General features: G+C 68.8%; 25 protein-coding genes and 1 pseudogene. 11 read left to right on the plus strand and 15 right to left on the minus strand.

All coding sequences use genetic code 11. The features are described from left to right. The first annotated feature begins 7 nt into the window (after positions 1 to 7). The gene (locus ABIC66_RS15495; RefSeq protein ID WP_354071163.1) at positions 8 to 1,084 is read left to right on the plus strand and encodes an alpha/beta fold hydrolase; all 1,077 of its coding nucleotides are present in this window, start codon (positions 8 to 10) and stop codon (positions 1,082 to 1,084) included. A 3-nt stretch (positions 1,085 to 1,087) separates the two neighbouring features. On the opposite strand, the gene ABIC66_RS15500 is transcribed toward ABIC66_RS15495, so the two are convergent. Together ABIC66_RS15500 and topA are read right to left on the minus strand one after the other, a co-directional pair. After that, complete coding sequence (locus tag ABIC66_RS15500; RefSeq protein WP_354071164.1) at positions 1,088 to 1,459, minus strand: hypothetical protein; 372 nt, start codon at positions 1,457 to 1,459, stop codon at positions 1,088 to 1,090. A 37-nt stretch (positions 1,460 to 1,496) separates the two neighbouring features. Further along, positions 1,497 to 4,193 (minus strand): type I DNA topoisomerase, encoded by a 2,697-nt coding sequence (gene topA / locus ABIC66_RS15505; RefSeq protein WP_354071165.1) that lies wholly within the window; start codon positions 4,191 to 4,193, stop codon positions 1,497 to 1,499. 179 nt (positions 4,194 to 4,372) lie between these two features. Between topA and ABIC66_RS15510 the strand changes: the two genes are divergently transcribed. Beyond that, positions 4,373 to 4,543: a hypothetical protein gene (locus ABIC66_RS15510; RefSeq protein ID WP_354071166.1), complete on the plus strand. Its 171-nt coding sequence runs from the start codon at positions 4,373 to 4,375 to the stop codon at positions 4,541 to 4,543. A gap of 99 nt (positions 4,544 to 4,642) precedes the next feature. After that, positions 4,643 to 5,437, plus strand: a complete 795-nt coding sequence (locus ABIC66_RS15515) for a hypothetical protein (protein WP_354071167.1) — start codon at positions 4,643 to 4,645, stop codon at positions 5,435 to 5,437. On the opposite strand, the gene ABIC66_RS15520 is transcribed toward ABIC66_RS15515, so the two are convergent. From ABIC66_RS15520 to ruvX, 6 genes are all read right to left on the minus strand, one after another. After that, entirely contained in the window at positions 5,434 to 6,603 is a 1,170-nt protein-coding gene (locus tag ABIC66_RS15520) for a methyltransferase (protein WP_354071168.1), read from the minus strand. The two genes, ABIC66_RS15515 and ABIC66_RS15520, sit on opposite strands and share 4 nt — an antisense overlap. 78 nt (positions 6,604 to 6,681) lie before the next feature. After that, positions 6,682 to 7,779 (minus strand): DNA-processing protein DprA, encoded by a 1,098-nt coding sequence (dprA, locus tag ABIC66_RS15525; RefSeq protein WP_354071169.1) that lies wholly within the window; start codon positions 7,777 to 7,779, stop codon positions 6,682 to 6,684. After that, positions 7,776 to 8,432: a glycerol-3-phosphate 1-O-acyltransferase PlsY gene (gene plsY / locus ABIC66_RS15530; protein WP_354071170.1), complete on the minus strand. Its 657-nt coding sequence runs from the start codon at positions 8,430 to 8,432 to the stop codon at positions 7,776 to 7,778. The genes dprA and plsY overlap by 4 nt, the downstream gene beginning before the upstream one ends. A gap of 104 nt (positions 8,433 to 8,536) precedes the next feature. Next, a complete protein-coding gene (gene pyrC / locus ABIC66_RS15535; RefSeq protein ID WP_354071171.1) occupies positions 8,537 to 9,838 on the minus strand; it encodes a dihydroorotase in 1,302 nt (433 codons plus the stop codon). After that, positions 9,835 to 10,830 (minus strand): aspartate carbamoyltransferase catalytic subunit, encoded by a 996-nt coding sequence (locus tag ABIC66_RS15540; RefSeq protein ID WP_354071172.1) that lies wholly within the window; start codon positions 10,828 to 10,830, stop codon positions 9,835 to 9,837. Before ABIC66_RS15540 ends, pyrC begins: the two co-directional genes overlap by 4 nt. Before the next feature lie 237 nt (positions 10,831 to 11,067). Continuing rightward, positions 11,068 to 11,538 (minus strand): Holliday junction resolvase RuvX, encoded by a 471-nt coding sequence (gene ruvX / locus ABIC66_RS15545; protein ID WP_354071173.1) that lies wholly within the window; start codon positions 11,536 to 11,538, stop codon positions 11,068 to 11,070. 82 nt (positions 11,539 to 11,620) lie between these two features. Between ruvX and gatC the strand changes: the two genes are divergently transcribed. After that, on the plus strand, positions 11,621 to 11,908 hold the full coding sequence (gene gatC / locus ABIC66_RS15550) for an Asp-tRNA(Asn)/Glu-tRNA(Gln) amidotransferase subunit GatC (RefSeq protein ID WP_354071174.1): 288 nt from the start codon (positions 11,621 to 11,623) through the stop codon (positions 11,906 to 11,908). Then, on the plus strand, positions 11,908 to 13,380 hold the full coding sequence (gatA, locus tag ABIC66_RS15555) for an Asp-tRNA(Asn)/Glu-tRNA(Gln) amidotransferase subunit GatA (protein ID WP_354071175.1): 1,473 nt from the start codon (positions 11,908 to 11,910) through the stop codon (positions 13,378 to 13,380). Before gatC ends, gatA begins: the two co-directional genes overlap by 1 nt. A 69-nt stretch (positions 13,381 to 13,449) precedes the next feature. Here gatA and ABIC66_RS15560 read toward each other — a convergent pair whose 3' ends face one another. Beyond that, positions 13,450 to 14,034 (minus strand): hypothetical protein, encoded by a 585-nt coding sequence (locus ABIC66_RS15560; protein WP_354071176.1) that lies wholly within the window; start codon positions 14,032 to 14,034, stop codon positions 13,450 to 13,452. A 239-nt stretch (positions 14,035 to 14,273) separates the two neighbouring features. On the opposite strand from ABIC66_RS15560, the gene gatB reads away from it, so the two are divergent. Beyond that, positions 14,274 to 15,770, plus strand: a complete 1,497-nt coding sequence (gatB, locus tag ABIC66_RS15565) for an Asp-tRNA(Asn)/Glu-tRNA(Gln) amidotransferase subunit GatB (protein ID WP_354071177.1) — start codon at positions 14,274 to 14,276, stop codon at positions 15,768 to 15,770. 75 nt (positions 15,771 to 15,845) lie between these two features. On the opposite strand, the gene ABIC66_RS15570 is transcribed toward gatB, so the two are convergent. Together ABIC66_RS15570 and ABIC66_RS15575 are read right to left on the minus strand one after the other, a co-directional pair. Next, positions 15,846 to 16,205 (minus strand): proteophosphoglycan 5, encoded by a 360-nt coding sequence (locus ABIC66_RS15570; RefSeq protein ID WP_354071178.1) that lies wholly within the window; start codon positions 16,203 to 16,205, stop codon positions 15,846 to 15,848. Between the two features lie 193 nt (positions 16,206 to 16,398). Further along, a complete protein-coding gene (locus ABIC66_RS15575) occupies positions 16,399 to 16,902 on the minus strand; it encodes an RcnB family protein (protein ID WP_354071179.1) in 504 nt (167 codons plus the stop codon). A 197-nt stretch (positions 16,903 to 17,099) separates the two neighbouring features. Here ABIC66_RS15575 and ABIC66_RS15580 point away from each other — a divergent pair, with 197 nt between their 5' ends. Together ABIC66_RS15580 and ABIC66_RS15585 are read left to right on the plus strand one after the other, a co-directional pair. Then, entirely contained in the window at positions 17,100 to 17,825 is a 726-nt protein-coding gene (locus ABIC66_RS15580; RefSeq protein ID WP_354071180.1) for a glutathione S-transferase N-terminal domain-containing protein, read from the plus strand. Between the two features lie 171 nt (positions 17,826 to 17,996). Continuing rightward, entirely contained in the window at positions 17,997 to 18,275 is a 279-nt protein-coding gene (locus ABIC66_RS15585; RefSeq protein ID WP_354071181.1) for a sel1 repeat family protein, read from the plus strand. A gap of 42 nt (positions 18,276 to 18,317) precedes the next feature. Here the strand turns inward: ABIC66_RS15585 and ABIC66_RS15590 are convergent, their stop codons facing one another. Then, a complete protein-coding gene (locus tag ABIC66_RS15590) occupies positions 18,318 to 19,073 on the minus strand; it encodes a polysaccharide biosynthesis/export family protein (RefSeq protein WP_354071182.1) in 756 nt (251 codons plus the stop codon). Between the two features lie 85 nt (positions 19,074 to 19,158). On the opposite strand from ABIC66_RS15590, the pseudogene ABIC66_RS15595 reads away from it, so the two are divergent. From ABIC66_RS15595 to ABIC66_RS15605, 3 genes and pseudogenes are all read left to right on the plus strand, one after another. Continuing rightward, a pseudogene (locus ABIC66_RS15595) lies at positions 19,159 to 20,696 on the plus strand (Wzz/FepE/Etk N-terminal domain-containing protein). A 42-nt stretch (positions 20,697 to 20,738) separates the two neighbouring features. Beyond that, entirely contained in the window at positions 20,739 to 21,440 is a 702-nt protein-coding gene (locus ABIC66_RS15600; RefSeq protein ID WP_354071183.1) for a P-loop NTPase family protein, read from the plus strand. A 74-nt stretch (positions 21,441 to 21,514) separates the two neighbouring features. Beyond that, positions 21,515 to 22,693, plus strand: a complete 1,179-nt coding sequence (locus tag ABIC66_RS15605; protein WP_354071296.1) for an O-antigen ligase family protein — start codon at positions 21,515 to 21,517, stop codon at positions 22,691 to 22,693. Between the two features lie 51 nt (positions 22,694 to 22,744). Here ABIC66_RS15605 and hfsH read toward each other — a convergent pair whose 3' ends face one another. The 3 genes from hfsH to hfsF are packed head-to-tail and all read right to left on the minus strand — an operon-like array spanning position 22,745 to position 25,883. Further along, positions 22,745 to 23,518 carry an oligosaccharide deacetylase HfsH gene (gene hfsH, locus ABIC66_RS15610; RefSeq protein WP_354071184.1) on the minus strand — a complete coding sequence of 258 codons (774 nt, stop codon included), beginning with the start codon at positions 23,516 to 23,518 and terminating at the stop codon, positions 22,745 to 22,747. Next, complete coding sequence (gene hfsG, locus ABIC66_RS15615) at positions 23,518 to 24,447, minus strand: polysaccharide biosynthesis protein HfsG (protein ID WP_354071185.1); 930 nt, start codon at positions 24,445 to 24,447, stop codon at positions 23,518 to 23,520. Before hfsG ends, hfsH begins: the two co-directional genes overlap by 1 nt. Then, positions 24,444 to 25,883, minus strand: coding sequence for a polysaccharide biosynthesis protein HfsF (gene hfsF / locus ABIC66_RS15620; protein ID WP_354071186.1), 1,440 nt, complete (start codon positions 25,881 to 25,883; stop codon positions 24,444 to 24,446). Before hfsF ends, hfsG begins: the two co-directional genes overlap by 4 nt. Positions 25,884 to 25,893 lie beyond the last annotated feature (10 nt).

Here is a 25,893-nt window from a genome sequence, read left to right on the forward strand (position 1 = left end):
ACGCCCGATGACCTTTCGCACCCTGCTGGCCTGCGCCGCGATCACCGCGACATTGGCTGACCCGGTCTCCGCGCAACAAGCGCCCAGCGCCTACGCCGTCACCAGCCCGAACGGCATCGACGAGGAGGACTTCGTCCAGATCGGCGGGATCAAACAGTGGGTGACGATCCGGGGCGCGGACCGCGCCAATCCGGTGCTGCTGATCGTCGGCGGGACCCAGGTCGACGGGCCGGGCGCGATCCTCAGCCCCTATGTCCGAACCTTCCAACCTTGGGAGAAGGATTTTACCGTCGTTCAATGGGATCCGCGCGGCGCGGGCAAGACCTTCGTGGCTAACGGCGGGACGATTGGACCGGACCTGACGATCGACCGCCTGGTTCAGGATGGTTTGGAGTTGAGCGACGACCTGCGCGCCAGGCTCGGCAAGGCCAGAATCGTGCTGCTGGGCGTCAATTTCGGTTCGACACTGGCGGTCAAGATGGTCCAGGCCAAGCCCGAGCTGTTCAGCGCCTATGTCGCGGCCGGACAGATCACCAAGCCCCGCGCCGAGCGGGAGCAGTTCGGTTATGAACGACTGCTGCGACTGGCGACGGCGGCCAAGGATGAGGCCTCGCTGGCCGATCTGAAGCTGGCCGGACCCGATGTGTGGCGGCAGCCGCGGGATCCGGCCCGCGTGGCGGCCTTCCAGCGGGTGTTCGTCAAGTACCGTCCGCCCGTGCCCGCCAACCCGATGCAGGAAGCTCTGAGCGCGCCGCACTGGACGATGGACGAACTGATGGCCGCCCAGGGCGCGGCGGCGCGAAACGAGCAGGTTCTGGGCAAGGCCTGGGGCGAAGGCTTTGACTACGCTTCGTTAGGCTCGAACCTGAAGGTTCCGGTCTTCGTGATTCAGGGCGAGGAAGCCACGAGCTCGCCCGCGCCGATGGCCAAGGCTTGGCTCGATGGGCTGACGGCGCCGAAGAAGGTGTTCGTCACGATCCCGGGCGCGGGCAATCACGCGTTGGAGACCCATACGGCGGCCTATTTGGACCTGCTGGACCAGTACGTGCGGCCGGTGGCGCTGGCCGCCGACCGGAAGCGCTGAGGTCTAGTACAGATCCTCGATCGACTTCGGCGGCTGGGGCTCGGCCGGCTTGGGCGCGGCTTCGGGCGGCGGCGCGGCGTTCGTGGGGGGAGCCTCGATGATCGGGGCGGTCGGCGGGGCTTCCTGTTCGGCCGTCTCGACCTCGACGGCCTTGGGCTTGGGCTTCTCGACCGGCGGCGGTTCGTAGGCGAGGGCGGGGGCGGCGTCTTTGACCGGCACGCCCGAGACCTCGGCCAGCGGCTGCTTGGACAGCTCGGCCCCGCCGCGATCGATCTTCATCGCGTTGGTCAGGCCCATGGCGAAACCGCCCACGCAGCACAGGATCAGCGCGGACACCACGACGTGCAGGGGCAGGGGACGTTCCAGCGTCGTCATGCTCGAAGTTTACTCCCCTCCCGCCTGCCTGAACAGATTAGGCGTCGTCGTCCCACGGCGCGGCGCCGTCATCCGAAATCGCCTTGGCCTTGGGCGCGGCTTTCTTGGCCGCTGGTTTCTTGGCGGCGGGCTTCTTCGCGGCCGTCTTCTTGGCCGGCGCGTCGGCGCCTTCAGCCTTGGGCGCCTTCGCCGCCGCCTTCTTCGGCGCGGCGGCCTTCTTGGCCGGCTTCTTGCCGCCGCCCTTGGCCGCGCGTTCGGCGATCAGGGCCACCGCCTCGTCCATGGTCAGGGAGGCCGGGTCCTTGCCCTTGGGCACGTTGGCGTTGGTGTCGCCGTGCTTGATGTAGGGGCCGAAGCGCCCCGACAGCACGCGGACCGGCTTGCCGTCCTCGGGGTGATTGCCCAGTTCCGCTAGGGCGGCCGCGGCGGCCCGCTGGGGACGTCCGCCGCCGGCCCGCTTGTCGGCCAGGATGGCGACGGCGCGGTTCAGGCCGACGTCGAAGACCTCGTCCGCGTTCTCGAGATTGGCGTAGGTGCCGTCGTGCAGCACGAACGGCCCGAAGCGTCCCAGGCCCGCCGTGATGACCTTGCCGTCGTCCGGGTGCTTGCCGACTTCGCGCGGCAGCGACAGCAGCCGCAGGGCCTTCTCCAGGTCCATGGCCGAGGCGATCCAGCCCTTGGGCAGGGACGAGCGCTTGGGCTTGTCGCCCTCGGCCGCCAGCTCCTCGACATAGGGTCCGAAGCGGCCGTTCTTCAGCCACACGGCGCGGCCGGTCGCGGGATTGACGCCCAGCTCCTTGTCGGCGCTTTCGGCCTCGCCGTCGCCTTCCGACACGCCCAGCTGGCGGGTGTAGCGGCACTCCGGATAGTTCGAGCAGCCGATGAAGGCGCCGAACTTGCCGGTCTTCAGCGACAGCTGGCCGCTGTGGCAGGTCGGGCAGAGGCGCGGATCGGACCCGTCGCCCTTGTCCGGAAAGATGTGCGGGCCCAGGGCCTCGTTCAGAGCGTCTAGGACATTGGTCGTGCGCAGCTCGGCGATCTCGCCGACGGCGGCGTGGAAGTCCTTCCAGAAGTCGCGAAGGAACTGCTTCCAGTCCAGCTTGCCGTCGGAGACCAGGTCCAACTGCTCTTCCAGGGCGGCGGTGAAGTCGTACTCCACGTAGCGCTTGAAGAACTGCTCCAGGAACGCCGTGACCAGGCGGCCCTTGTCCTCGGGGACGAAGCGCTGCTTCTCCATCTTCACGTATTCGCGGTCGCGCAGCACGGTCAGGACCGAGGCGTAGGTCGACGGACGGCCGATCCCCAGCTCTTCCATCTTCTTGACCAGGCTGGCTTCCGAATAGCGCGGCGGCGGTTCGGTGAAGTGCTGGTCGGCCCGGGCCTCGATGACCTTGGCCGAAGCCCCTTCCTCGATCACCGGCAGACGGGCGCTGTCCTCGTCGCCCTCGTCATCACGGCCTTCCTCGTAGACGGCCAGATAGCCGGGGAACAGCACGACTTGGCCCGTGGCGCGCAGGCCGGTCTGGCCGTCGGCGCTTTCCAGGTCGACGGTGGTGCGCTCGATACGGGCGCTTTCCATCTGGGAGGCGATCATCCGCTTCCAGATCAGCTCGTACAGGCGGCCCAGGTCCGGCTCAAGGCGCAGCGAGCCGGGGTTGCGGCCCAGGCTGGTCGGGCGGATGGCTTCGTGGGCCTCCTGGGCGTTTTTGGCCTTGGCCTTGTAATAGCGCGGGGTCTCGGGGACGTACGGCGCGCCATAGACGCTGCCGATCACGCTGCGAGCCTCGGCGATGCCCTCCGGCTCGACCGACACGCCGTCGGTCCGCATATAGGTGATCAGGCCGACGGTCTCGCCGCCGATGTCGATGCCTTCGTACAGCTTCTGGGCGGCCTGCATGGTGCGCTGGGCCGAGAAGCCCAGCTTGCGGGCGGCTTCCTGCTGCAGGGTCGAGGTGGTGAAGGGCGGAGCGGGCGAGCGCTTGCCAGGCTTCTTCTCGACGGCGGCGACCTTGAACACGGCGTTATTCACCGCGGCCTTGGCGGCCAGGGCCGAAGCCTCGTTGTTCAGGTCGAACTTGGTGAGCTTCTTGCCCTCGTGCTTGACCAGACGAGCCAGGAACGGATCGGCGCCGGCCGAGACGTCGGCGTCGACGGTCCAATATTCCTGGGTCTTGAAGCGCTCGATCTCGATCTCGCGGTCGACGATCAGGCGCAGGCAGACCGACTGCACGCGGCCGGCCGAGCGGCTGCCCGGCAGCTTGCGCCACAGCACCGGCGAAAGGGTGAAGCCGACCAGGTAGTCGAGAGCGCGGCGGGCGAGGTAGGCCTCGACCAGCTCCATGTCGACGTCGCGCGGATTGGCCATGGCCTCCAGCACGGACGTCTTGGTGATGGCGTTGAAGGTGACGCGCTGGACGGCCTTGTCCTTCAGCGCTTTCTTCTTGTTCAGGACTTCCAGCACGTGCCAGCTGATCGCCTCGCCCTCGCGATCCGGGTCGGTGGCCAGGATCAGGCGGTCGGCCTTCTTCAGAGCGTCCACGATGTCGGCGACGCGCTTGGAGGCCTTGGCGTCGACCTCCCAGCTCATGGCGAAGTCGTTGTCGGGCTCCACCGAACCGTCCTTGGACGGCAGGTCACGGATGTGGCCATACGAGGCGAGAACCGTGTAGTCGGACCCGAGGTACTTGTTGATGGTCTTGGCCTTGGCCGGGCTCTCGACGACGACGACGTTCATTCTGACTCTGGGCTGGAAAGCGGATCGCCCTGGAGGCGAGCGCCGGGAAAGTGGGGGCTTGTATGGGGGTCTGTCAACGCGGCCCCCGATAAACAGTCTGGCTTGGGCGCCTGGTAGGCGCTTGTTAAGACCGTCGCGCGACAATGCGAAGGCTAGTTTTGCGACTGTAGTGACCGCTGATGGACATGACCGTCAATCGGATCGCCACCGAGGCCTATGTCTCGCCGATCCAACCGATCAAGGCCGTGACCTCGAACGCCGAACGCGCGGAGATCGCCGATCGGCTGAAGCAGGCCGTGCGCGCCGCCCCGGCCGCCGGCACCGGCCTGCTGGTCGACCTGTCGGTCTGACCCCGAACGTCAAGCGTCACCAATCGCCACGTTCCTGACGCGGGGGCGTGATTTGCAGAGGTCTTGGGTCGGCGCTTCGGCCCGTGGCCTGGTGAGCTGATGGCGCATTGGAGACGACGCGGCGGGAAGGGCGCGGCCTTGGTCGTGAGCATCGGCGCGCATGTCGCCGCCCTGGCCGTGCTGTTCGCCGCCCATGTGACGCCGTCACCGCCCGAACCGCCGTCGATCATGGTCTCGCTGGTCGATCCGCCGCCACCGCCGCCTCCGCCGCCGCCCCCTCCGCCGCCGCCCGCGCCGCACGACGCGCCCAAGTCGCCGGTAAAGGCGCCGACCAAGCCGCCGTCGCCCGAGAAGCCGAAAGCCGCGCCCAAGGCCGCGCCACGTTCACCCCTGCGCGTGACCAAGACGACGCCGCCGAAAAATGTCCCGACCTTCGTGGCCAGCCGCGATCCCGCGCCCAGTCCCGTCATGGGCCTCGGCGAGTCCGAGCTGACGGGCGCGGCGACCGCCGGCTCGGGCAGCGGCGGCGGAGGCGGCGGAGCGGGCTGCGACATGGTCCGCCTGCTGCAGGAGGGGCTGCGCAAGAACCCCCGCGCCCGGGCCTCGCTGCTGCGCGCCCACGGCGCCACGGTCGACGCCGGCCGCGCCCCGCTGGTCTGGAGCGGCGACTGGGCCCGGGTCAGCGGCGAGGAGGGCGACGGCCTCGCCGGCCTGCGCGAGATGATCATGATGGAGGTCGCCTTCGCCCCGGCGGCCTGTCGCGCCGAGCCGATGCGCGGCCTGGTGCTGATCTCCCTGAACGACGGCCCCGGCTCGGCCCGCTTCGCCCTTGGCGGCGGTCGCTGGCGGTGGTCGGACCTGCTGTTCGCCAAGGGCGCGCGGCGAGGCGGCTAGAGCCTTTTCAGCACGTAGAGGCAGCCGGTGGTGACGCCCGTCGCTTCGCGGCGCAGCGGGATCTCCTCGCGCTCGACGACCTGGAACCACGGCGCGGACGTCTTGCGGACGTAGTTGTCGCCATGGGCGTAGCGCGCCGAGGACAGCAGCCGCCAGCCGCGCTCGCCCAGTTCGGTGCTGATCGCCAGCAGGCCGCCGGTCGGCAGCGCTCCGGCGGCGGCGGCGAACACCGGCGCCAGGTCGCCGAAATAGATCAGGACGTCGGCGGCCACGATCAGGTCGAAGCCGCCGGGGTGGTCTTCCATGAACGCGACGGCTTCGGTGTGGACCAGCGTGTCGTGATCGCCGCGCTCGGCGGCCTTGGCCAGCATGGCGGCCGAGAGGTCGACCCCGGTCAGCCGTCCGCCGAAGGACCGCAGATGCGGCGCGGCCAGGCCGGTGCCGCAGCCCAGGTCGAGGATGCGCTCGAACCGTCGGCCCTGACGCGCCACGAGGTCGGACAGCAGCTTGGGGGCGTCGTAGCCCAGCATGTCGACCAGCTGGCGGTCGAACCGTTCGGCGAAGTCGTCAAACAGCGCCTCGACATAGGCCGGCGGCGCGCGATCGATGTCCGGGTCGACCAGCACCCGCAGTTCGTGGGCCCGAACCACGTTCGTCGGATCTCGGGCCTCGAGCCAGGCGCCGAGCGCGCGGGCCGCGTCCAGGCGCTGGAACGCCACCAGGACGCCGAACCCTTCGTTCGCCACCGTCTCCAGCGGCTCGGCCAGCGGACCGGCGATGCGGGCGTAGAGCTCGAGGGCGGCCTCGGCTGGAGCGCGCTCGAGGGCGGCGTAGGCCGCGGCGCGGGCCCAGGTCAGCCGCGCGCCGTCGGGCAGGGGCTCGACCGTGTCGGCGGCCGCGAAGGTCTCGGCGGCGCGGGAAAAGGCTCCGGTCAGGAACAGGGCGTGGGCCAAGCACTGGCGGCGCACCGGCTCGGCGTCCGCCGCCCCGGCGGCCCGAGCCAGCGGCTCGACAGCCTCGGAAAAACGCCGCGCGATCATCAGGTTCAGGCCCAGGCCGAACAGGGCGTCGTCGTGGCCGGGGCTCATGACCAGGACGGCGCGGAAGGCCGCCTCGGCGTCGTCCAGCCGGCCTTCGTCGCCGGCCCGCACGGCGACGGCGAGCATGTTCTCTATGGCCTGAGCATCCATCGGCGCTTCTCCTGGTCGGCGACTCGGAGAGGTTCGCGCGACGACCGCCGGACGTTACACGACGGCGACCAGCCCGCCGTCCAGCAGTTCCGCCCGGCCGGCCAGGCTGAGCTCGATCAAGGCCGCCATCACCGCCGAGGCGGGCGCGCCGGCGGCGCGGACCAGGTCGTTGCGCGATACGGGCGTGGGCGACAGCAGAGCGGCGACGCGTTCGCGCAGGGCGTCGTGGTCGATGTCGGCGGGCGGTTCGGCGGCGTAGGGACGCTCGCGCTCGCGCAGGTGGATCTGGCCCGACAGCGAGCGCAGCACGTCCTCGGCGCCCTCGCAGAGGATCGCGCCCTGGCGGATCAGGTCGTTGGCGCCCTTCGAGCGCGGGTCCAGCGGCGAGCCGGGCACGGCGAAGACGTCGCGGCCCTGCTCGGCGGCCAGGCGCGCGGTGATCAGCGACCCCGACTTCAGCTCGGCCTCGACGACCACGACCCCCAGGGACAGGCCCGAGATGATGCGGTTGCGGCGCGGGAAGTCCTTGGCCTGGGCGCGGCGGTCAGGCGCGCTCTCGGAAACGATGCAGCCCTCGGCGGCCAGGCGGGCGTGCAGCTTGTCGTGCTCGGGCGGATAGACGTCGCCGACCCCACCGCCCAGCACCGCGACGGCGCCGGTGGCCAGCGAGCCCTCGTGCGCCGCGCCGTCGATGCCGCGCGCCATGCCAGAGACCACGACGTGGCCGGCGGCGCCCAGGTCCGTCGCCAGCTGGCGCGCGAAGCGCTGGCCGGCGGCCGAGGCGATGCGAGCGCCGACGATGGCCAGGCAAGGCTCGGAGAGCAGCTCGGCGCGGCCCAGGGCCCAGAGGACAGGCGGCGGCGGATCGAGGGCGGCTAGGCGGGGTGGAAAGTCAGGCTCGCAGCCGCACAGCAGGCGCGCGCCCAGCTTGGCGCCGGCCTCCAGCTCCTGCTCGATCGCTTCGCGGGGCGGCAGGGACAGCGGGACGGCGCGGCCGCCTCGGCGGGACAGGTCCGGCAGGGCGGACAGGGCCCGCTCGGGCGTGCCATAGCGGGCGATCAGATGGTCGAAGGCGACAGGGCCGACCGTCTCGGTGCGCGCCAGGCGCAGCCAGGCGAAGCGCTGGATGTCCGAGAGGCGGCCCGGCGTCACGGCGCGTCGACAACGGGCGGCGGCGCCTCCGCGTCCTTCTTCTTGCCGATCTTGGGCTCTTGGCCCTTCAGCAGGCGGGCGATGTTCTCGCGGTGGCGGATGAAGATCAGCACGGCCATGAACAGGCACAGGCCGACCATCGCATAGGGTTGGTCGAAGGCCAGGGCGAACGGGGCGGCCAGGACGGCGGCGGTCAGGGCCGCCAGCGAGCTGATGCGGAACAGGAACGCCATGGCCAACCAGGTGGCCCCGGCGGCGATTCCCACCGGCCAGGCGGCCGACAGCAGCACGCCGTAGAAGGTGGCCACGCCCTTGCCGCCCTTGAACTTCAGCCAGACGGGGAACAGGTGGCCCAGAAACGCCGCGCCGCCGGCCAGGGCGATGATGGCGGCGTTGTCGTGGGTCAGCCAACGGGCCAGCAGCACCGCGACCGCGCCCTTGCCGGCGTCGCCCAGCAGGGTGATGGCCGCCAGGTCCTTGCGGCCGGAGCGCAGCACGTTGGTCGCGCCGATATTGCCGGAGCCGATCTGCCGGATGTCGCCGGCCCCGCCCAGCCGCGTGGCGATCAGCCCGAACGGGATCGAGCCCAGCAGATAGCCGCCGACGACGGCGATCGCGAGGGTCAAGTAGACGGTGGCGGCGAGATCTTGCACGGTTCGACCCTAAGGCGAGTTGCGCGCGAATTCAACCGCTACGCAAGCGAAAGTTGTGGATTAGGTTTAGTGCAGAGTCGAGGCGGGGGCAAAAAGCGGAGGCGCTACCCCTCCGCCCGGTGCACCACCCGCCCGTCGACCACCGTCATCAGCACCTGGCCCTGCAGGCGGCGCCCGTCGAACGGCGAGTTCTTGGATTTCGACAGGAGCCTGGCGGCGTCGACGATGATCGGCGCGTCGATGTCGCACAGAACCAGGTCGGCCGGAGCGCCCGGCGCGATGCGGCCGCCGCGCAGGCCCAGCAGCGCGGCCGGCGCCAGGGTGACGGCGCGGATTAGGTCGACGAGGGCGATGCGTTCGTCGTGGTACAGGCTCAACAGGGCCGGCAGCAGCGTTTCCAGGCCCACGGCGCCGGGCGCGGCCTCGTCGTACGGCAGGCGCTTGTCCTCGGCCGGGGCCGGGCTGTGCGAGGAGACGACGATGTCGATCAGGCCGCTGGCCAGCGCCTCGATCAGGGCCTGGCGGTCGTCCTCGCCGCGCAGGGGCGGGTTCAGCTTGGCGAAGGTGCGGTAGTCGCCGATGTCCAGCTCGTTGAACGACAGGTGATTGATCGACACCGAGGCGCTGATCCGCAGGCCTTTTTTCTTGGCGCGCTGAAGCGTTTCCAACGCTTGGGCCGAGGTGATCTGGTCGACCAGCAGCTTGCCGCCCGTGGCTTCCAGCAGGGCGACGTCGCGCTCCAGCATGATCCGCTCGGCCATCGGCGAGATCGAGGGCAGGCCCATGCGGCCGGCGAACTCGCCGCCGATCGCCGCGCCGCCCTTGGCCAGCCACGGGTCCATCGGGCGGTGGGCCAGCAGGGTGTCGAAGCCCTTGGCGTAGGTCAGGACGCGCTGCATGACCTTGCTGTCGACGATCGGCTTGCCCGCGTCGGTGATGTAGACACAGCCGGCCTCGCGCATCAGGCCGATCTCGGCCATCTGCTCGCCGGCGAGGCCCTTGGTCGCCGCCCCGGCCACCAGGATCCGGGCGCTGTCGATGTCGCGGGCCCGGCGCAGGATGAAGTCGACGACGCTGGGATCGTCGATGGCCGGGGCCGTGTCGGGCTGGACCACAAACGAGGTGACGCCGCCGGCCGCCGCGGCGCGGGCCGCTGACGCCAGCGTCTCCTTGGTCTCGGCCCCGGGTTCGCCGGTGCGGACGCGCAGATCGATCAGGCCCGGCGCCAGCAGGGCGCCGCCGCAGTCGACGACGCGCACGGCCTTGGAGAGCTTGCCGAACTCGCGGCCCTTGGCGACATCGGCGATGACGCCTTCGGAGACGATGACGCCGCCGGGACCGTCATAACCGCTTTCCGGATCGACCAGACGGGCGTTGACGAGGGCGAGGGGCTGGGCGGCGGTCATTGGTCGGCCTCCAGTCGAGCCGCGAGGCTGGTCAGCACCGCCATCCGGGCGGCGACGCCCATCTCGACCTGGTCCTGGATCAGGCTGACGGCCGGATCGTCGGCGACATCGGAGTCGATCTCGACGCCGCGGTTCATCGGGCCGGGATGCATGACCTTGGCCCCGGGCGCGGCCCGGGCCAGCTTTTCCCGGTCCAGGCCGTAGAAGCGGAAATATTCGCGGGTCGAGGGCACGAACGCCCCCTGCATCCGCTCCAGCTGCAAGCGCAGCATCATGACGACGTCGGCCCCCGCCAGGCCCGCCTTCATGTCGTGGTGGACCGTGACGCCCCAGCGCTCGGCCTGGGACGGCATCAGGGTCGGCGGACCGACCAGGCGCACGCTGGCGCCCAGAGTGTGCAGCAGGGCGACGTTCGAGCGGGCAACCCGGCTGTGCAGCACGTCGCCGCAGATCGCCACGGTCAGGCCGGAGACTCGGCCGAAGGCGCGGCGGATCGACAAGGCGTCCAGCAGGGCCTGGGTCGGGTGCTCGTGCTGGCCGTCGCCGGCGTTGACCACGTGGCCGCTAACCTTCTGGCTGAGCAAGGACGCCGCCCCCGACGAGGCGTGGCGCACGACCAGCAGGTCGGGGCGCATGGCGTTCAGGGTGACGGCGGTGTCGATCAGGGTCTCGCCCTTGGCCACCGACGAGGTCTTGGGATTCATGTTGACGACATCGGCGCCCAGGCGCTTGCCGGCCAGCTCGAACGAGCTCTGGGTGCGGGTGCTGTTCTCGAAGAACAGGTTCATCAGCGTCCGACCGCGCAGGATGTCCAGGCTTTTGGACGTCTGGCGGTTGAAGGCGACGAAGGCCTCGGCCAAGTCCAGCAGATCCGTCGCCTGAGGCGCGTTCAGGTCGCCGGCGGACAGGAAATGGCGTTTGGGAAAGGCGAAGACGCGGGCGCGGATGGCGTCGAGGGCCGCGCGGGCGGGGTCATGGGCTGAAGCCGTCATGAGCCCGCGTCTTAGGCGGCTTTGGCGGGGAAGGGAAGCGCGGTCGACCGAACGCTCGTCGGGATGCGGGTGTTCAATCTTCTCCCCTCGCGGGAGAACGAGGCGTGAGGACGATGTCACTTGCCCCCACCCGACCACGCTCCGCGCGGTCGTCCGCCCCCGGAGGGGGCAGACGGTGATCCTTCTTCCCCCTGCGGGGGAGGAGCGCCGCAGGCGCGGAGGGGGCAAGAGACCGGTCTAAAGCCCCCGCATCCGCTCCAGGGCGCCCTGCAGGATCCACCCCGCCGCCATCTTGTCCACGACCTCGGCCCGTCGCTTGCGGTTCACGTCATGCTCCTCGATCAGCACCCGGGTCACCGCCGCCGTCGACAGGCGCTCGTCCCAGAAGGTGATCGGCAGCTCCGGCTTCAGGCGCAGCAGGTTGCGGGCCAGGGCGCGGTTCGACTGGCAGCGCACGCCTTCGGTGCCGTCCATGTTCATCGGCAGGCCGACCACGATGCCGACCGCGCCGCGGCTGTCCATCAGCTTGAACAGTGCTTCGGCGTCCTGCGTGAACTTGGTCTTTTCGATCAGGGCCAGAGGGCTGGCGACGGTGCGGGTGACGTCCGAGACGGCCACGCCGAGAGTCTTCTCGCCAGGGTCCAGGCCCACGATCGGCGCGTATTCGGGGAGGGCGGCGGCGAAGGCTTCGATGTCGAGAACGGGCATGTCCCTCCATATCAGGCGCCGGCATGCTTGAAACCTCCTCCGGGGACCGCTAACCCACGCTCTCGAATTTCAGGAGATCCCCATGGCCATTGACGCCGCCACGGTGCGGAAGGTCGCCCGGCTCGCCCGCATCGCCGAACCCGAGGAGCGCATCGAGGCCCTGGCCCAGGAGCTCAACGGCATCATGACCTGGATCGAGCAGCTGGCCGAGGTCGACACCGACGGCTGCGAACCACTGACCAGCGTCGTGGCCGCCGGCCTGCCGCTGCGCGACGACGTCGTCACCATGGGCGGCGATCCCGCCCGCGTGACCAGCAACGCGCCCAAGTCGATCAACAACTTCTTCGTCGTGCCGAAGGTCGTGGAATAATGAGCAGCCTGACGAAGCTGACCCTGACGGCCGCCCTGGACGGGCTGGCCAAGCGTGAATTCACCTCGGTCGAACTCACCAAGGCCCACATCGAGGCCGTCGAGGCCGCGCGCGGCCTGAACGCCTACATCCTGGAGACGCCGGACAGGGCGCTGGACATGGCCGCCAAGTCCGACGCCCGCCGGGCGCTGGGCGAGGTCGGCCCGCTGGAAGGCGCGCCGTTGGGGATCAAGGACCTGTTCTGCACCGAGGGCGTGCGGACGACGGCCTGCTCGAAGATCCTCGAGACCTTCATCCCGACCTACGAGTCGACCGTGACCAGCCAGCTGTGGCGTGACGGCGCGGTGATGCTGGGCAAGCTGAACCTCGACCAGTTCGCCATGGGGTCGTCGAACGAGACCAGCTATTTCGGTCCGGTCACCAACCCCTGGCGCTCGGCTGGCTCGAACAAGGCCCTGACGCCGGGCGGTTCGTCCGGCGGTTCGGCCGCGGCGGTCGCGGCGGACCTCTGCCTGGGGGCTACGGCCACCGACACCGGCGGCTCGATCCGCCAGCCCGCCGCCTTCACCGGCACGGTCGGCATCAAGCCGACCTACGGCCGCTGCTCGCGCTGGGGCGTCGTGGCCTTCGCCAGCTCGCTGGACCAGGCCGGCCCGATCGCCAAGACGGTCGAGGACGCGGCGCTGTTGCTGACCTCGATGTCGGGCCATGACCCCAAGGACTCGACCAGCCTCGACGTCGCCGTTCCGGACTTCACCCAGTTCGTCGGCAAGTCGGTCAAGGGCCTGCGGATCGGCATTCCCAAGGAATACCGCGTCGACAACATGCCGGCCGAGATCGAGAAGCTCTGGCAGGACGGGATCGCCTGGCTGAAGGAGGCCGGCTGCGAGATCGTCGACATCAGCCTGCCGCACACCAAGTACGCCCTGCCGGCCTACTATATCGTGGCGCCGGCCGAAGCGTCGTCGAACCTGGCCCGCTACGACGGCATGCGTTACGGCCTGCGCGAGGACGGCGCCAATCTGACCGAGATCTACGAGAACACCCGCGCGTCGGGTTTCGGCGACGAGGTCAAGCGCCGCATCCTGATCGGCACCTATGTGCTGAGCGCCGGCTATTACGACGCCTACTATCTGAAGGCGCTGAAGGTGCGTCGCCGCATCGCCGAGGACTTCGACAACGCTTGGACGCAGTGCGACGCGATCCTGACCCCGACCGCGCCGTCGGCGGCGTTCGGCCTGGGCGAGAACAGCAACGACCCGATCGCCATGTACCTGAACGATGTCTTCACGGTGACGACGAACTTGGCCGGTCTGCCCGGTCTCAGCCTGCCGGCTGGCCTCGACGCCAACGGCCTGCCGCTGGGCCTGCAGATCATCGGCAAGCCCCTCGACGAGGGGACGGTGTTCTCGGTCGCCGGGGCCGTCGAGAAGGCCGCGGGCTTCTCGGCCAAGGCCGAAAAATGGTGGTGATCTAGAAAAAGGGCGGCTCCTCGCGGGGCCGCCCTTCTTCTTGGGATCTCTCTTGGGAGGGAGAGGGGACTACATCGGATTGCTGGGTTCCGGCGTCACCGGCTGCGGCGCGGCGGGCGGCGGGACGACCAGCGGGGCCGGCTGGGCGATCGGGGCGCTCACGGTCGGCGCGGCCGGGACGGTGGCGCTGACGTTGGTCGAGGCGCTCTCGGCGTCGGGCGCGCTTTCACGGACCGGGGCGGCGCGGCGGGCGACCGGGCGAGCCGGGGCGGCGGCGCGCGGCGCGGTCGAACGGGCGGCCGGGGCCGGTGTATTGGAAGCGATCTCGGTCGGCTGCGGGATCGGCGACGGCGTCGCGGCGACATTGGCCGGAACCGGCGTGGCGCGCGGCGCTGGCGACTCGGCGGCGGCGACCTTCAGCGACTGCGGATCGGTCGGGGCTTCGGCGCGGTTGGCGCTCATGCCCCAGATCAAGGCGCCGGCGGCGACGGCCAGGACCGGGACGCCGACCAGAAGCGGCAGGTTGCCGGACGCCTTCTTCTTCGGCGTGCGAGCATAGACTGGCTGGGTCGGAAACAGAGCCGAAGCATTGGGATCAGTCGTCGTGACCGGTTCCGGGGCGTCGAAATTAAGCGTAGGGCGGGCGGTGGTCATTTCTACCTCCGAGGTGAGCTGTTCGGAGAAATGAACGGTGCGATAACTGGGCGGTTCCCGTGCCTCGCAATGGTACGTGTTTTGACGAAGTGTCGCCTTATTTCGCGAAATTGAAGCGAACGGCCCTGCTTGCTGAGAAAAGACCTTCAGCGCGGGACTGGTGATTGGCGACACGAGATGGGCCGCGATCCGCATCCGAAGCTTTTCCGGGCCGGCCGGCTTGATGTAGAGAGACGGCCATGACGCAAGATTCCAAAGTGATCCAAGGCCGCACCGGCCCCTGGGAAATCGTTCTGGGCCTCGAGGTCCACGCCCAGGTGGCCAGCAAGTCGAAACTGTTCTCCGGCGCCGCCGTCGGCTTCGGCGCGGGTCCGAACGAGCAGGTCAGCCTCGTGGACGCGGCCATGCCAGGCATGCTGCCAGTCCTGAACAGGTTTTGCGTCGAGCAGGCGGTGAAGACCGGCCTGGGCCTGAAGGCTCAGATCAACCTGAAGAGCCGCTTCGACCGGAAGAACTATTTCTACCCCGACCTGCCGCAGGGCTATCAGATCAGCCAGTTCGACCAGCCGATCGTCGGCGAGGGCGTCGTCACGGTCGAGCGTGACGACGGCACGACCTTCGACGTCCGCATCGAGCGCCTGCACCTGGAGCAGGACGCCGGCAAGTCGCTGCACGATCAGGATCCGAACGCGACCTATGTCGACCTGAACCGGGCGGGCACGGCGCTGATGGAGATCGTCTCCAAGCCGGACATGAGAACCTCGGAAGAAGCGGCCGCCTACGTCAAAAAGCTGCGCACCATCCTCGTCTATCTGGGCACCTGCGACGGCGACATGGAGAAGGGCAACCTGCGCGCCGACGTCAACGTCTCGGTCTGCCGTCCGGGCGATTACGAGAAGTTCCGCGAGACGGGCAGCTTCAGCCACCTGGGCACGCGTTGCGAGATCAAGAACGTCAACTCGTATCGCTACATCCAGCAGGCCATCGAGTACGAGGCTCGTCGCCAGATCGAGATCCTGGAGGACGGCGGCAAGATCGACCAGGAGACCCGCCTGTTCGATCCGACCAAGGGCGAGACCCGCTCGATGCGCAGCAAGGAAGAAGCGCACGACTATCGCTACTTCCCCGATCCCGACCTGCTGCCGCTGATCCTGGACCCGGCCTGGGTCAAGGACCTGGAAGCGACCCTGCCGGAATTGCCGGACGCCAAGAAGGCGCGCCTGCAGAGCCAGTACGGCCTGTCGGCCTATGACGCCGGCGTGCTGATCATCGAGAGCGACCGCGCCGACTATTTCGAGGCGGCCGCGAAAGGCCGCGACGCCAAGCTGGTCGCCAACTGGGTGACCAACGAGCTGCTGTCGAAGCTGTCGGCCGGCGGCCACGAGATCGCCAGCTCGCCGCTGCCGTCTTCGGACATCGCCCAACTGGTCGAGCTGATCGAGAACGGCACGATCTCGTCGAAGATCGCCAAGGAGGTCTTCGAGCACATGTGGGCTGGCGAGGGTCGCCCCGCCGAGATCGTCGAGAAGCGCGGCCTGGTGCAGATCAACGACACTGGCGCGATCGAGAAGGCCATCGATGATCTGATCGCCGGCAATCCCGACAAGGCCGAGGCCGTGAAGGACAAGCCCCAGGCTCTGGGCTGGTTCGTCGGCCAGGTCATGAAGGCGACCGGCGGCAAGGCCAATCCGGGGACGGTCAACGAGCTTCTCCGCAAGAAGCTCGGCGTCGAATAGGCGCTGGCCTGCATCCGAAATGACGAGGGCCCGCGGCGGAAGCCACGGGCCCTTCTTCGTTGATGCGAACTTGTCTTATTGCGGCTGGGCCGGGGCGGTCGGCTCTTCGGCCGGCTTCTTGTGCTTCTTGTGCTTCTTGGCCGTCTTGTCGTCGGTCGCGGCGGTCTTCTCGTCCGTGGCCGGCGCCGTGGCGGAGGTCGGGGTGCCCGCGCTGTCGGCGGGAGCCGCGGTCTCCGGCGAGGTCTGGGTCGCCGGGGCGGCCTGGGTCGTCGGATCCGAGGCCGGCGGCGTCGTGGTCGTGGCCGGAGCCGTCGACGGCATCGAGGACGGATCGGCCGGGGTGGTCTGCGGCGCCGTCGTCTGGGCCAGGGCCGAGCCGGCGAAGGCGGCGGCGGCCAGTGTGAGCGCGGCGGTGGAGAGGCGCAGGGTCTTCATCGGGGCAGGACCGTGTTGCTGCAGCGTCGGAGTGTGACGCGGGGCGAACGCTGGCCTTGCAATGCGTTCGAAATAGCTTCGCAATCGGGCGCTTAGGCCGCATGCGCGGCTAAGTTGTGGCGCATGTGGCGGTAAAACGGCGCCCCAGGCAAAGCTCAGGACGCCGCTTCACAAGCTCTAGAGCAGTTCAGGTCTAGTTGTTGGCGATGACGTCGAAGATCAGGCCGGTCGCGATGGCGGCCAGGACATAGTCATTGCCGGTGCGGTACCAATAGTAGCCGCGCGGCGGCGGACGCAGGTGATAGCGATAGTAATCGTTCACCACATAGCCGTGCCCGCGATAGTAGCCCGGCAGATAGGCGCCGCGACGCCACGACGTATAGCCGGGGCGGAAGCCCGGACGGCCATAATAGTCGACCGGAGGCGGGCCGTAGGACCAGCGATTGTTGTAATAGTAGCCATTGTGACGGCCGGCATCCCAGCGATCACCGCGGTCCCAGCCGTTGTGGCGGCCGTTGTCCCAGTGGCCGCGGCCATGGTCCCAACCGCGGTCCCGATCCCAATCGCGGCCACGATCCCAGTCACGATCGCGATGCTCCCAGCGACCGCGGTCCTGGGCGGAGGCGTCGGTCGCCGTCAGGGCGATCGGGCCAGCGACGGACGCCACGGCGGCGATGGTCAGCAGCAGACGTTTCATCTCGTCTTCTCCTCGTGGTCGGGCGACCCTTCCGAAGCGCCGCCTAGAAACTTCCCTCGACCTTGAACGCACGATGGGACCTTGCGGCTGAACCCACGCTGAACGGCGCAGTCAGGCATTTCGCATCGGCGCCCTTGGCGCGGCCGAGCGCCGCGACCATGTTCTGGAACAAGCACGATTACAGGGGAGGCGGGCCGATGAGCCGTCCGATCGAACTGCACTACTGGCCCACGCCCAATGGCTGGAAGGTTTCCATCGCCCTGGAAGAGATGGGCCTGCCCTACGAGATGATCCCGGTGAACATCGGGACCGGCGAGCAGTTCAAGCCGGACTTCCTGGCCATCAGCCCCAACAACCGCATGCCCGCCATCGTCGACCCCGAGGGACCGGACGGCCAACCGATCTCGATCTTCGAGTCCGGGGCGATCCTGCAATATCTGGCCCGCAAGACCGGCCAGTTCTATGGCGCGACCGAGCGCGACCGGGTCGACATCGATCAGTGGGTCATGTGGCAGATGGGCGGCCTGGGACCGATGGCCGGCCAGACGCACCATTTCCGCCAGTACGCGTCGGCGATCATCGCCGACCAGCGCCAGATCGCCTACGGCGTCGTTCGCTACACCAACGAGACCCATCGCCTCTACGGCGTGCTGAACAAGCGGCTGGAAGGGCGTGATTTCATCTGCGGCCAATTGTCCATCGCCGATTTCATGAGCTGGCCGTGGGTTGTTCCCTGGAAAAACCAGGGCATCATTTTGGAAGAGTTCCCCAATCTGAGGAGCTGGTTCGAGCGCGTCGGCGCCCGCGAGGCGGTTCAGAAGGGCTTCAAACTCGGCGCGGAATTGCGGTCCGGTGGGCTACAAGCGTCTGGAAAAGCTGCGGAAGAGGCTCGCAGAGTCCTTTTCGGCCAGAGGGCGCGTTAACGCGCTGTATACTGGCGTTTACGCGCAGTAATGACTTTGAATAACTAGTATACTGAGCGCGGCATTCATGATGTCTGCGCGCTTAACTATATGTTCAGTGGCTCTGGACTTTTCTGCTCTCAAGCTCTGATCCGCCAGAACGGCGAGGTGAGCTTGAGAGGAGACTGAGCCATGATGATGATGAATGAACCGCCGGCCATTGTCGCCACGCTGCCGCTGCCCAGCGCCGAGTCCACCGGGGATGAGCTGTTCCGCATGGGCCTGCTGTATTCGACCGGTCAGGGCGGCGCGCCGCTGGACTACGTGTCGGCCCACATGCTGTTCAACCTGGCCGCCATGCGCGGTTCGGTCGAAGCCAAGGTCTATCGCAAGGAGCTGTCGCAAGAGATGGCCAGCGAAGAGGTGGCCGAAGCCCAGCGTCAGGCCCGCGAGTGGCTCGCCCACGGTTGAACCCGGTGCTCCGGGTTCAGCCGCCCTGCGACGAGCGCCTCCCTAGCGGATGTTGCCGTTAATCGCGTAGCTGAAGCTGATCGGCAGCAGGTCGCGGAAGTACTGCTGCATGAAAAGGCCCGTCTCGGCCACGCCGCTACGGGGCACGTAGACGATGTCGAAGCGGCGCAAGGGCACGAGGTCCGCGCCGCCGGGGCTGGTCAGACCCTGTAGAAGGTTGGCCGTCCGCATCATCGCCCGCCCATCGGGGCCGCGACGAATGATCACAACCTGATTGCGCTTGGCGCCGGTGGTGAAGCCGCCGGCCTGGATGACGGCCCGCAAGGCGTCGCCGTCGCCGGCCATGTCGAAGACGCCGGGGTTCTTGACCTCGCCGCCGACGAACACCTTGAGCGGCGTCGTCGACTTTACCGAGACCTGGACCCGCGGCCGCAGCAGCGTGCCGGAATAGGCCTGGTTGATCGAGCTTTGCAGATCCTCGATCGTGCGATCGGCGGCCATCACCGGCGCCGCCAGAGGCAGGGTGATGCGGCCGTCGGGCTGCACCGTCGCGGTCTTGTTCAGTTCCGGCGCCGACGGCACCGTCACCTCGACCTCGTCGCCCGGATAGAACCGATAGGACGGCTCCTCATCGCTCCAGTCGGCGTAACCGATATTAGAGAAATTCGCGGTAGGCCTGGGACCCGGCGTGATCGGCTCGGCGTCGATGTGGCCGCAGGCGGCGACGCCGCCAGCGATCAGGACCACGGCCAAGGCAGCCTTGAGATGGGCCGTCATGAGATGCGTGCGACGTTGCATGCGACAAGTCTTAACAGGAATGGGTAACGAAGCCTTAAGGGCGGCCGCCCCACGGTGCGAGACAGATTGAACCACCCGGATTCGTATGTCGACGAGCGCCTGGACCAGCGTGCCGCACGACTCTCCGCCTCGCATGGCGGCGAGCAGCGGCGGCGCGCGTCCAAAATACGCCCCGACCGACTTCGTCACCCTGCTGTGGCGCGAGCGCTTTCTGATGCTGGGCGTCTTCCTGGTCATCGTGATGCTGGGCGTCGCGTTCTCGATGACGCTGAAGAAGAGCTACACCGCCGAATCCAGCCTCTTTGTCCGCCTGGGCCAAGAATATGTCTATGAACCCCGCGCCGGCGACGCCGGCCGCGGCGCGGTGCCCAATACCGACGAGGTCATCCAGTCCGAAGCCGAGATCCTGGGCAGCGGCGAGCTGCGCGAGCGGGTGATCCGCAAGATCGGCTTCGCCAAGATCTTTCCGAAATACGCGTCCAAATACGCCGGCGCGACGCCCGAGGGTAAGCGCAAGCTGATCGCCGAAGGCCGCGACTCGATCGGCAAGAGCCTGAAGATCGAGACCGCTCCAGACAATTCGATCATCCGCCTGGCCTTCCAGCACCAGGATCCGGAAATGGCCGAGAAGGTGCTGAACACCTTGCTCGAGGAATATCTGGTCTATCGCCGCTCGCTGCTGATCGGCGGCGACAACCGTGTGCTGGGACGGCAGCGCGACATCTTCGCCCAGAAGCTGGGCGAGGCCGACGCGGCCTATCAATCATTCCTGACCACCAACGACATCGGCGACTTCACCGCCCAGAAGACAGCGCTCACCCAGCTTCAGGCCCAGGTCGAGCAGCAGAAGTATTCGGTGGACGCCCAGCTGCAGGACCGCATGGGCCGCCTGTCGGTCGTCGAGGCCGAGCTGGCCCGCACGCCGGCCGAGACCGTTCTCTATCGCGACACCGACATGTCGGCTTCGACCAAGCTGGCCCAGCTGAAGCTGGACCGCGAGGGCCTGTTGGCGCGCTACACCCCCAACGCCGGCCCGGTGCAGGACATCAACGCCCAGATCGCTCAGCTGGAAGCCGGCCTCGCCGCCGGCCGCACCAACGGCGAGGGCGCGCGCCGAAGCGGCCCGAACCCGATCTGGCAGACCCTGGCGACCACCCGCAACGACCTGCGGGCCGAGGTCGCGGCCCTGCAGCAGTCGCAGGCCACCTACGCTCAGCAGATCACCGACGTGAACACCCGCCTTCTGCGCCTGGCCGGCCTGGAGCCGCAGTTCAACGAGCTGTCGCGCGACCGCGACGTGCTGTCCTCGAACGTCCGCGACTTCACGGTCAAGGAACAGCAGGACGAGGCCCAGCGGCAGATGTCGGCCGAGAGCAGCGACAACATCCGTATCGTCCAGCGCGCCGTGGCCCCGTCGACCGGCAAGAGCCTGAAGAAGCCGATCCTGGCGCTGTCGATCCTGTTCGCCGCCTTCACGGCCCTTTGCGCCGGCCTGGTGCGCATGTTCCTGCGTCCCGGCCTGCAAACGCCGGCCTCGGCCTCGCGCACCCTAGGCATGCCCGTGCTGGCCACGGCGGGCGTAAAACGGTGAGCCGTTTCGTCGCCTTTCGCCGACAGGGTTAATGTCGCAAGTTCCGAAGTCCTGAGCGCGCGGCGATTCGGTAAATGGTGGATTTGAACGTCGAGATGACGGAGTTGTGGAGCGCGCTGGGGACCCCCCCGGCCGGCCGTCCGCACGTCATCCAGTTCGTTTCGGCCCGGAGGGGCGAGGGGACCTCGACGGTCGCCCGCGAATTCGCGCGCTTCGCCTCGCGCCGCGCCGGCCGCAAGACCTGGCTGGTCGACCTCGACCTGAACAGCCCCAGCCAGTTCCGCGAGCTGTCGTCCGATCCCAATCGTTTCGGGCCCCTGGGACCGCCCGTCGCCGCCTCGCCGGACGGTTCGGCCTTCTTCACCGTTCAGCCGCCCGCGCCGCGCGCCGAGGGCGGCGTCTGGCCGGACGCCAAGTTCCTGATCGGCCACAGCGTCGGCGGCCCGCGGCTGTGGGTCGCCCGTTTCAACCGCGAGGCCCTGCGCGGGCGCCAGCAGGCCCATGTCATTCCGTCGGCGGATTACTGGCGCGCGCTGCGCAAGCACGCCGAGGTGATCGTCGTCGACAGTCCTTCGATCGACCGCTCCCAGGCCGGCGTCACCGTGGCCCAGCACATGGACCAGACGGTGCTGGTGGTCTCGGCCGACCAGCCCGACGTGCGCCAGCCGGCCGTGCTGCGCGACGCCCTGACCGCCGCCGGCGGCCGGTGCGCGGGCCTGTTCTTCAACAAGGTCTCGGTGCGCACGCCCGCCTTCCTGAAGGCGATCCTGCCGTGACGTGGCGGCCGACGAGGGACGGGGAGCGGCCCGCTCTCCAACCCTCGCTGCTGACCGTCGGCGTGGCGGTGGTCATGCTGCTGATCTACAGCTCCGGCTGGCAGTTGCCGCTGTTCGGCGAGAAGACCGACGAGTCGGCCTCCGGCATCCTGCGCGTGGCCTTCCTGCCGGCCTACGCCCTGGCCTTCCTGTTGATCATCGGCAAGCCGTGGGCCCTGGTCCGGGCCACGATCCGTCAGCCGTTCCTGATCATCCTGATGGGGATCGTGGCCGCCTCGATCTTCTGGTCGATCCAGCCGGACGTCTCGATCCGCCGGGGTTTCGCCGTGGGCTGCACGACGATCTCGGGCTTGGCCCTGGCGTCGCGATTCCGCTGGGCGGAGCTGGCCAATGTGCTCGCCATCGTCTTCGCCGTCCTGATCGTGGCCAGCTATGTCGCCTGCATCGCCGTGCCGTCGATCGGGGTGATGACCGAGCTGTTCCCGGGGGCCTGGCGCGGGCTCTGGATGGAGAAGAACGCGCTGGGCGGCCTTATGGCCATGGCCATCTGCATCCTGGGCGCGGCGTCGCTGCTCACGCCCAGCCGCGCCAAGCTGTGGCTGCCCATGGCGTTCCTCGCCTTCGGCCTGGTGATCATGTCGCAGTCGAAGACCTCGCTGGCCTCGCTGGTGCTGGGCTTGGCGGCGCTAGGGTTCGTGTGGATCGTGCAACGGGGACCAGCCATCGGCGTGGCGGCGACCTGGGCGGGGGTCAGCGGCGCGGGCCTGCTGGCGGCCTTCATCTTCCTGGCCTCGGACGTCTTCTTCCACTTGTTGGGCAAGGACGCCACCTTCACGGGCCGGACCCAGATCTGGACCGCGGCCATGCGCCAGATCGAGGAGCGGCCCTGGCTGGGTTTCGGCTACGCCGCCGTGTGGAGCGACAAGTCGGGCTGGGGGCCGCTGGCCTGGATCGTCCACGACGCCAAGTTCACCCCCCAGCACGCCCACAATTCGTGGATCGAGCAGTGGCTGGGCATGGGCATCATCGGGCTTTGCGCCTGGGCCTTGTTCTATGTGCAGACCATGGCGCTCGCGATCGTCGCGGTGTTCCGCAGCCGAGGCGCCCTGTTGGCGTTCCCGTTCCTGGTCGTCTACAGTCTGGTCAGCCTGACCGAGAGCATCGCGGTGGTCTATAATGACTTCCGCTGGGCCATCTTCGTCGCGCTCGCCGCCAAGCTGGCCTTCTCGGACCAGGCGCAGGACGAGGGTTAGAGCCTTCCCGATAAGTGCGAAGCGGTTATCGGGAAAGAAGGCTCGCCATGATCAAAGCCCGATCCGCCTCGCGCCCTCGGCGACCGTCACGACGTCGAAGCCTTCGGCGACCGCCCGGTCGATCAGACGCTCCAGCGCTCCCGCCGTGCAGCCCCATTGCGAGGGCTGGTCGGCGACGTCGTGCGTATAGAGGATCAGCCAGGCCTTGCGCGCCTTGGCCTTGTCCAGCCAGCCGTTGGCCACCGCCTCGCCGTCCTGGCCCTCGACGCCGACGGCCGGCGCCTGGTTCAGATCGGCGCCGTTGGTGATCAGGCCGTGGTGCAGGGCGCGCAGGGTCTTGAAGCGGCCGGCCAGGGCCGTCTTGGCCGGCGCGCCGACGTCGCCGTAGGGGTAGGCGAAGCTGACCGGCTCGCCCGTGCCCCATTCGGCCAGGATGGCGGCGTTCCGGTCGACATCGGCCAAGGTCGCCGCCCTGGACGACTGGCCGCAGTCCAGATGCGAGAAGGTGTGGCAGGCGATCTCGTGCCCGGCGTCATGCAGGCGGCGCGCGTCCTCGCCCGTCGCGAAGCGGCCCATCGGCCCATCACGACCGGTCAAACCGGCGGCGAAATAGTAGGTGCCGCGCAGGCCGCGCGCTTCCAGCGCCTTGGCGCCGGCGTCGCAGGCGGTGGCCGGGGCGTCGTCGAAGCTGAACGACACCATCGGCCGCTCCAGCGCCACCTTGGCGGGGCGACGATAGGCCAGGCGGATCAGGCGGCGGCGCAGCTTGCCCTTCAGGGTGCGGTCGGGCTCATAGGCGTCGACCTTGTCGAATTCGACCTGCATCAGACGGCCTCGATATAGAGCGACGCGCGATACAGCCGCATCGCGAAGGCGCGAAGGGAAACAGGCGCGGCCTCGGCCAGGGCGATGCGCTTCAGCGTCGGCCGCCATAGGCCGCGCAGCGGGAAGGGCTTCAGGGTCTTGGCGACCTTGTAGCTGGGATAGGTGTTGACGATGTCTCGGTGGCTGGCGACCACACGAGCGAAATTGGCCGCCGACTGCTCATACTTGGCGGCCATGGCCGGCGCAGGATCCAGGCCCAGGTGCGTGGCGGTGTTGTCGATGTGCAGGATCGGGTGCTGGCGCACGACCCGCATGGCCCATTCGACATCCTCCCAGCCCCAGCCGGAGAAGCCTTCGTCGAAGCCGATGGTCTCGAACACGTCGCGGCGGACCAGCAGGTTCGAGGTGAAGACGTGCTTCTCGGGCGCCTTGGCGCGCTCGGGCGCGGGCGTGCAGTCGCTCTTCAGCGCCATGGCCCGGTGCAGGGCGTGTTCCGGGCGTCGCGGGGTCTGGTCCAGGGTGAAGCCGCCAAACGCCACCGGGGCGTCGCTGTCGGCCACGGCGGCCCAGCGCGAGAGGAAGTCCGGCGTGTCGGGCAGCATGTCGCTGTCCAGGAACAGGAAGTGGCCGCCGCGCGCGTGACTGGCCAGGCGGTTGCGACCCTTGGCGCGGCCCTCGTTGCTGGACAGGCGCACGAAACGGGCGGGGACGCGCAGCTTCTCGATCCGCCGGGCGATGCGCTCGGCCAGGGCGTCGTCGCCGCCGCCGTCGTCCAGCACCACGATCTCGGCCTTGGCGCTAGGATCGTCCAAGGCCTTGAGCAGGACGGAGGGATCGTCGCGGAAGGTCGGGATTAGGACCGACAGGCGCGGCTGGGCGCTGGCCCAGGCGGCGTTCTCGATGCGGAGTTCGGTGATGGGCGCGGTCATAGGGCGGGCGCCCTCCGGCGAAGGATCAGGGAAAGCTTGCCGCGCAGGCCGGCGACGTCGAGGCCCAGCACCAGCGCGCCGTAGACCGCCGCGCCGACGCCAGCCTTGAGCGCCAGTTCCAGCACGCCGCCCGGCGAGGGCAAGAACCAGACGCAGGCGGCCATGACCAGGCTGGCGCCGCCGGCCTTGGCCAGGATCTCCCACGGGATCGGCAGCGGGCAGGCCCGGCGGCCCAGCGCCCCGGCGGCGACGGCGCCGAGGCCGTAGCTGAGGGTGGTGGCCCACAGAGCGCCGTCCAGGCCGAGGCGTGGGATCAGCACGAGGTTCAGGATCACATTGGCGATCGCTGGCGCGCTCATGCTGGCGATCAGCAGCGGCGTGCGACGGGCCAGGGTGAAGGCCTGCAGCAGATAGTAGGTGGTCACGCCCGACAGCCAGCCGCTGGCGGCGATCCAGGGCGTCACGTGGCTGGCTCCAGCGCGGAGGCTCTCACCGATCATCAGGTCGGCGAGAGGGCGAGCGACCAGGGCCAGGCCCACGGCGGCGGGCAGGGTTAGCAGCACCATGAAGCCGGCCTGCTCGCGCGCGGCCTCGGTCAGCGCCGATTGGCCGCCGCGTTCCAAGGCGGAGATCAGGGCCGGGGCGCCGGCCATGCCCAACCAGATGAAGACGACGTCCAGCGTGCGGCTGCCTAGCGAGTAACCCGCGTGATAGACGCCGACCGTGGCCTCGTTGAGGAACGCGCCGAGCAGCAGGCGGTCGGTGCTAGCCAGCACCAGGGCCAGGATCAGGGACATCGAGACGGGCAGGCCATAGACGGCATAGGCCTTGGCCAGGCCTTGATCGAACCGCCCGCCGGTCATGTGCTTCAGTTCACGCGGAAGGATCAGCGCCAGGATGATCACCGAGATCAGGCCCGTGCCGAGGCTCGGCGCGGCGCCGCCAAGGCCGGCGAACGCGAAGGCGAGGCCGAGCGCGAAGCCGCCGATGAGGTGAAGGATGGTCAGCAGGGCCGCGCCCGCGACCTCGCCGGCGGCGCGGCGACGCTCCAGGGCCAGTTTGATCAGGCTGCCGGCCAGGATCGAGCCCAGGGCCGCGAACACAGCGCTCTTCAGGGCCGCGTTCAGCGGCAGCAGGGCCACGATGACCCCCACGACCGGGACGGCCACGGCCGCGCCGATCCACAAGCGATAGAGCGTGGCGAAATGGTCGGCGACACGGCCATCCCGGGTTCGAGCGGCCAGGAAGCGGGCCATCGAGGCTTCGGTCCAGGCCAGGACGGCGGTCTGGGTCAGGCTGCCGACCGAGAAGGCCAGGGCGTAGACGCCGTATTGCGCGGGATCCAGCACGCGCGTGAACAGGACGATGGTGAGCAGGCCCACCACGCCCTGGACGATATTGACCGGCAGATAGCCGAGGACGCCGCGCCAGAACATCGCCGGGTCG

The organism is Caulobacter sp. 1776, assembly GCF_040545685.1.
Classification (GTDB): domain Bacteria; phylum Pseudomonadota; class Alphaproteobacteria; order Caulobacterales; family Caulobacteraceae; genus Caulobacter.

What these genes read in the sequence shown, in the direction of transcription:
- ABIC66_RS15495 (WP_354071163.1), top strand. Translation starts at nt 8, where the DNA reads ATGACCTTTCGCACCCTGCTGGCCTGCGCCGCGATCACCGCGACATTG.
- ABIC66_RS15500 (WP_354071164.1), bottom strand. Translation starts at nt 1,459, where the DNA reads ATGACGACGCTGGAACGTCCCCTGCCCCTGCACGTCGTGGTGTCCGCG.
- topA (WP_354071165.1), bottom strand. Translation starts at nt 4,193, where the DNA reads ATGAACGTCGTCGTCGTCGAGAGCCCGGCCAAGGCCAAGACCATCAAC.
- ABIC66_RS15510 (WP_354071166.1), top strand. Translation starts at nt 4,373, where the DNA reads ATGGACATGACCGTCAATCGGATCGCCACCGAGGCCTATGTCTCGCCG.
- ABIC66_RS15515 (WP_354071167.1), top strand. Translation starts at nt 4,643, where the DNA reads ATGGCGCATTGGAGACGACGCGGCGGGAAGGGCGCGGCCTTGGTCGTG.
- ABIC66_RS15520 (WP_354071168.1), bottom strand. Translation starts at nt 6,603, where the DNA reads ATGCTCGCCGTCGCCGTGCGGGCCGGCGACGAAGGCCGGCTGGACGAC.
- pyrC (WP_354071171.1), bottom strand. Translation starts at nt 9,838, where the DNA reads ATGACCGCCGCCCAGCCCCTCGCCCTCGTCAACGCCCGTCTGGTCGAT.
- ABIC66_RS15540 (WP_354071172.1), bottom strand. Translation starts at nt 10,830, where the DNA reads ATGACGGCTTCAGCCCATGACCCCGCCCGCGCGGCCCTCGACGCCATC.
- ruvX (WP_354071173.1), bottom strand. Translation starts at nt 11,538, where the DNA reads ATGCCCGTTCTCGACATCGAAGCCTTCGCCGCCGCCCTCCCCGAATAC.
- gatC (WP_354071174.1), top strand. Translation starts at nt 11,621, where the DNA reads ATGGCCATTGACGCCGCCACGGTGCGGAAGGTCGCCCGGCTCGCCCGC.
- gatA (WP_354071175.1), top strand. Translation starts at nt 11,908, where the DNA reads ATGAGCAGCCTGACGAAGCTGACCCTGACGGCCGCCCTGGACGGGCTG.
- ABIC66_RS15560 (WP_354071176.1), bottom strand. Translation starts at nt 14,034, where the DNA reads ATGACCACCGCCCGCCCTACGCTTAATTTCGACGCCCCGGAACCGGTC.
- gatB (WP_354071177.1), top strand. Translation starts at nt 14,274, where the DNA reads ATGACGCAAGATTCCAAAGTGATCCAAGGCCGCACCGGCCCCTGGGAA.
- ABIC66_RS15570 (WP_354071178.1), bottom strand. Translation starts at nt 16,205, where the DNA reads ATGAAGACCCTGCGCCTCTCCACCGCCGCGCTCACACTGGCCGCCGCC.
- ABIC66_RS15575 (WP_354071179.1), bottom strand. Translation starts at nt 16,902, where the DNA reads ATGAAACGTCTGCTGCTGACCATCGCCGCCGTGGCGTCCGTCGCTGGC.
- ABIC66_RS15580 (WP_354071180.1), top strand. Translation starts at nt 17,100, where the DNA reads ATGAGCCGTCCGATCGAACTGCACTACTGGCCCACGCCCAATGGCTGG.
- ABIC66_RS15585 (WP_354071181.1), top strand. Translation starts at nt 17,997, where the DNA reads ATGATGATGATGAATGAACCGCCGGCCATTGTCGCCACGCTGCCGCTG.
- ABIC66_RS15590 (WP_354071182.1), bottom strand. Translation starts at nt 19,073, where the DNA reads ATGCAACGTCGCACGCATCTCATGACGGCCCATCTCAAGGCTGCCTTG.
- ABIC66_RS15600 (WP_354071183.1), top strand. Translation starts at nt 20,739, where the DNA reads ATGGTGGATTTGAACGTCGAGATGACGGAGTTGTGGAGCGCGCTGGGG.
- ABIC66_RS15605 (WP_354071296.1), top strand. Translation starts at nt 21,515, where the DNA reads ATGCTGCTGATCTACAGCTCCGGCTGGCAGTTGCCGCTGTTCGGCGAG.
- hfsH (WP_354071184.1), bottom strand. Translation starts at nt 23,518, where the DNA reads ATGCAGGTCGAATTCGACAAGGTCGACGCCTATGAGCCCGACCGCACC.
- hfsG (WP_354071185.1), bottom strand. Translation starts at nt 24,447, where the DNA reads ATGACCGCGCCCATCACCGAACTCCGCATCGAGAACGCCGCCTGGGCC.
- hfsF (WP_354071186.1), bottom strand. Translation starts at nt 25,883, where the DNA reads ATGTTCTGGCGCGGCGTCCTCGGCTATCTGCCGGTCAATATCGTCCAG.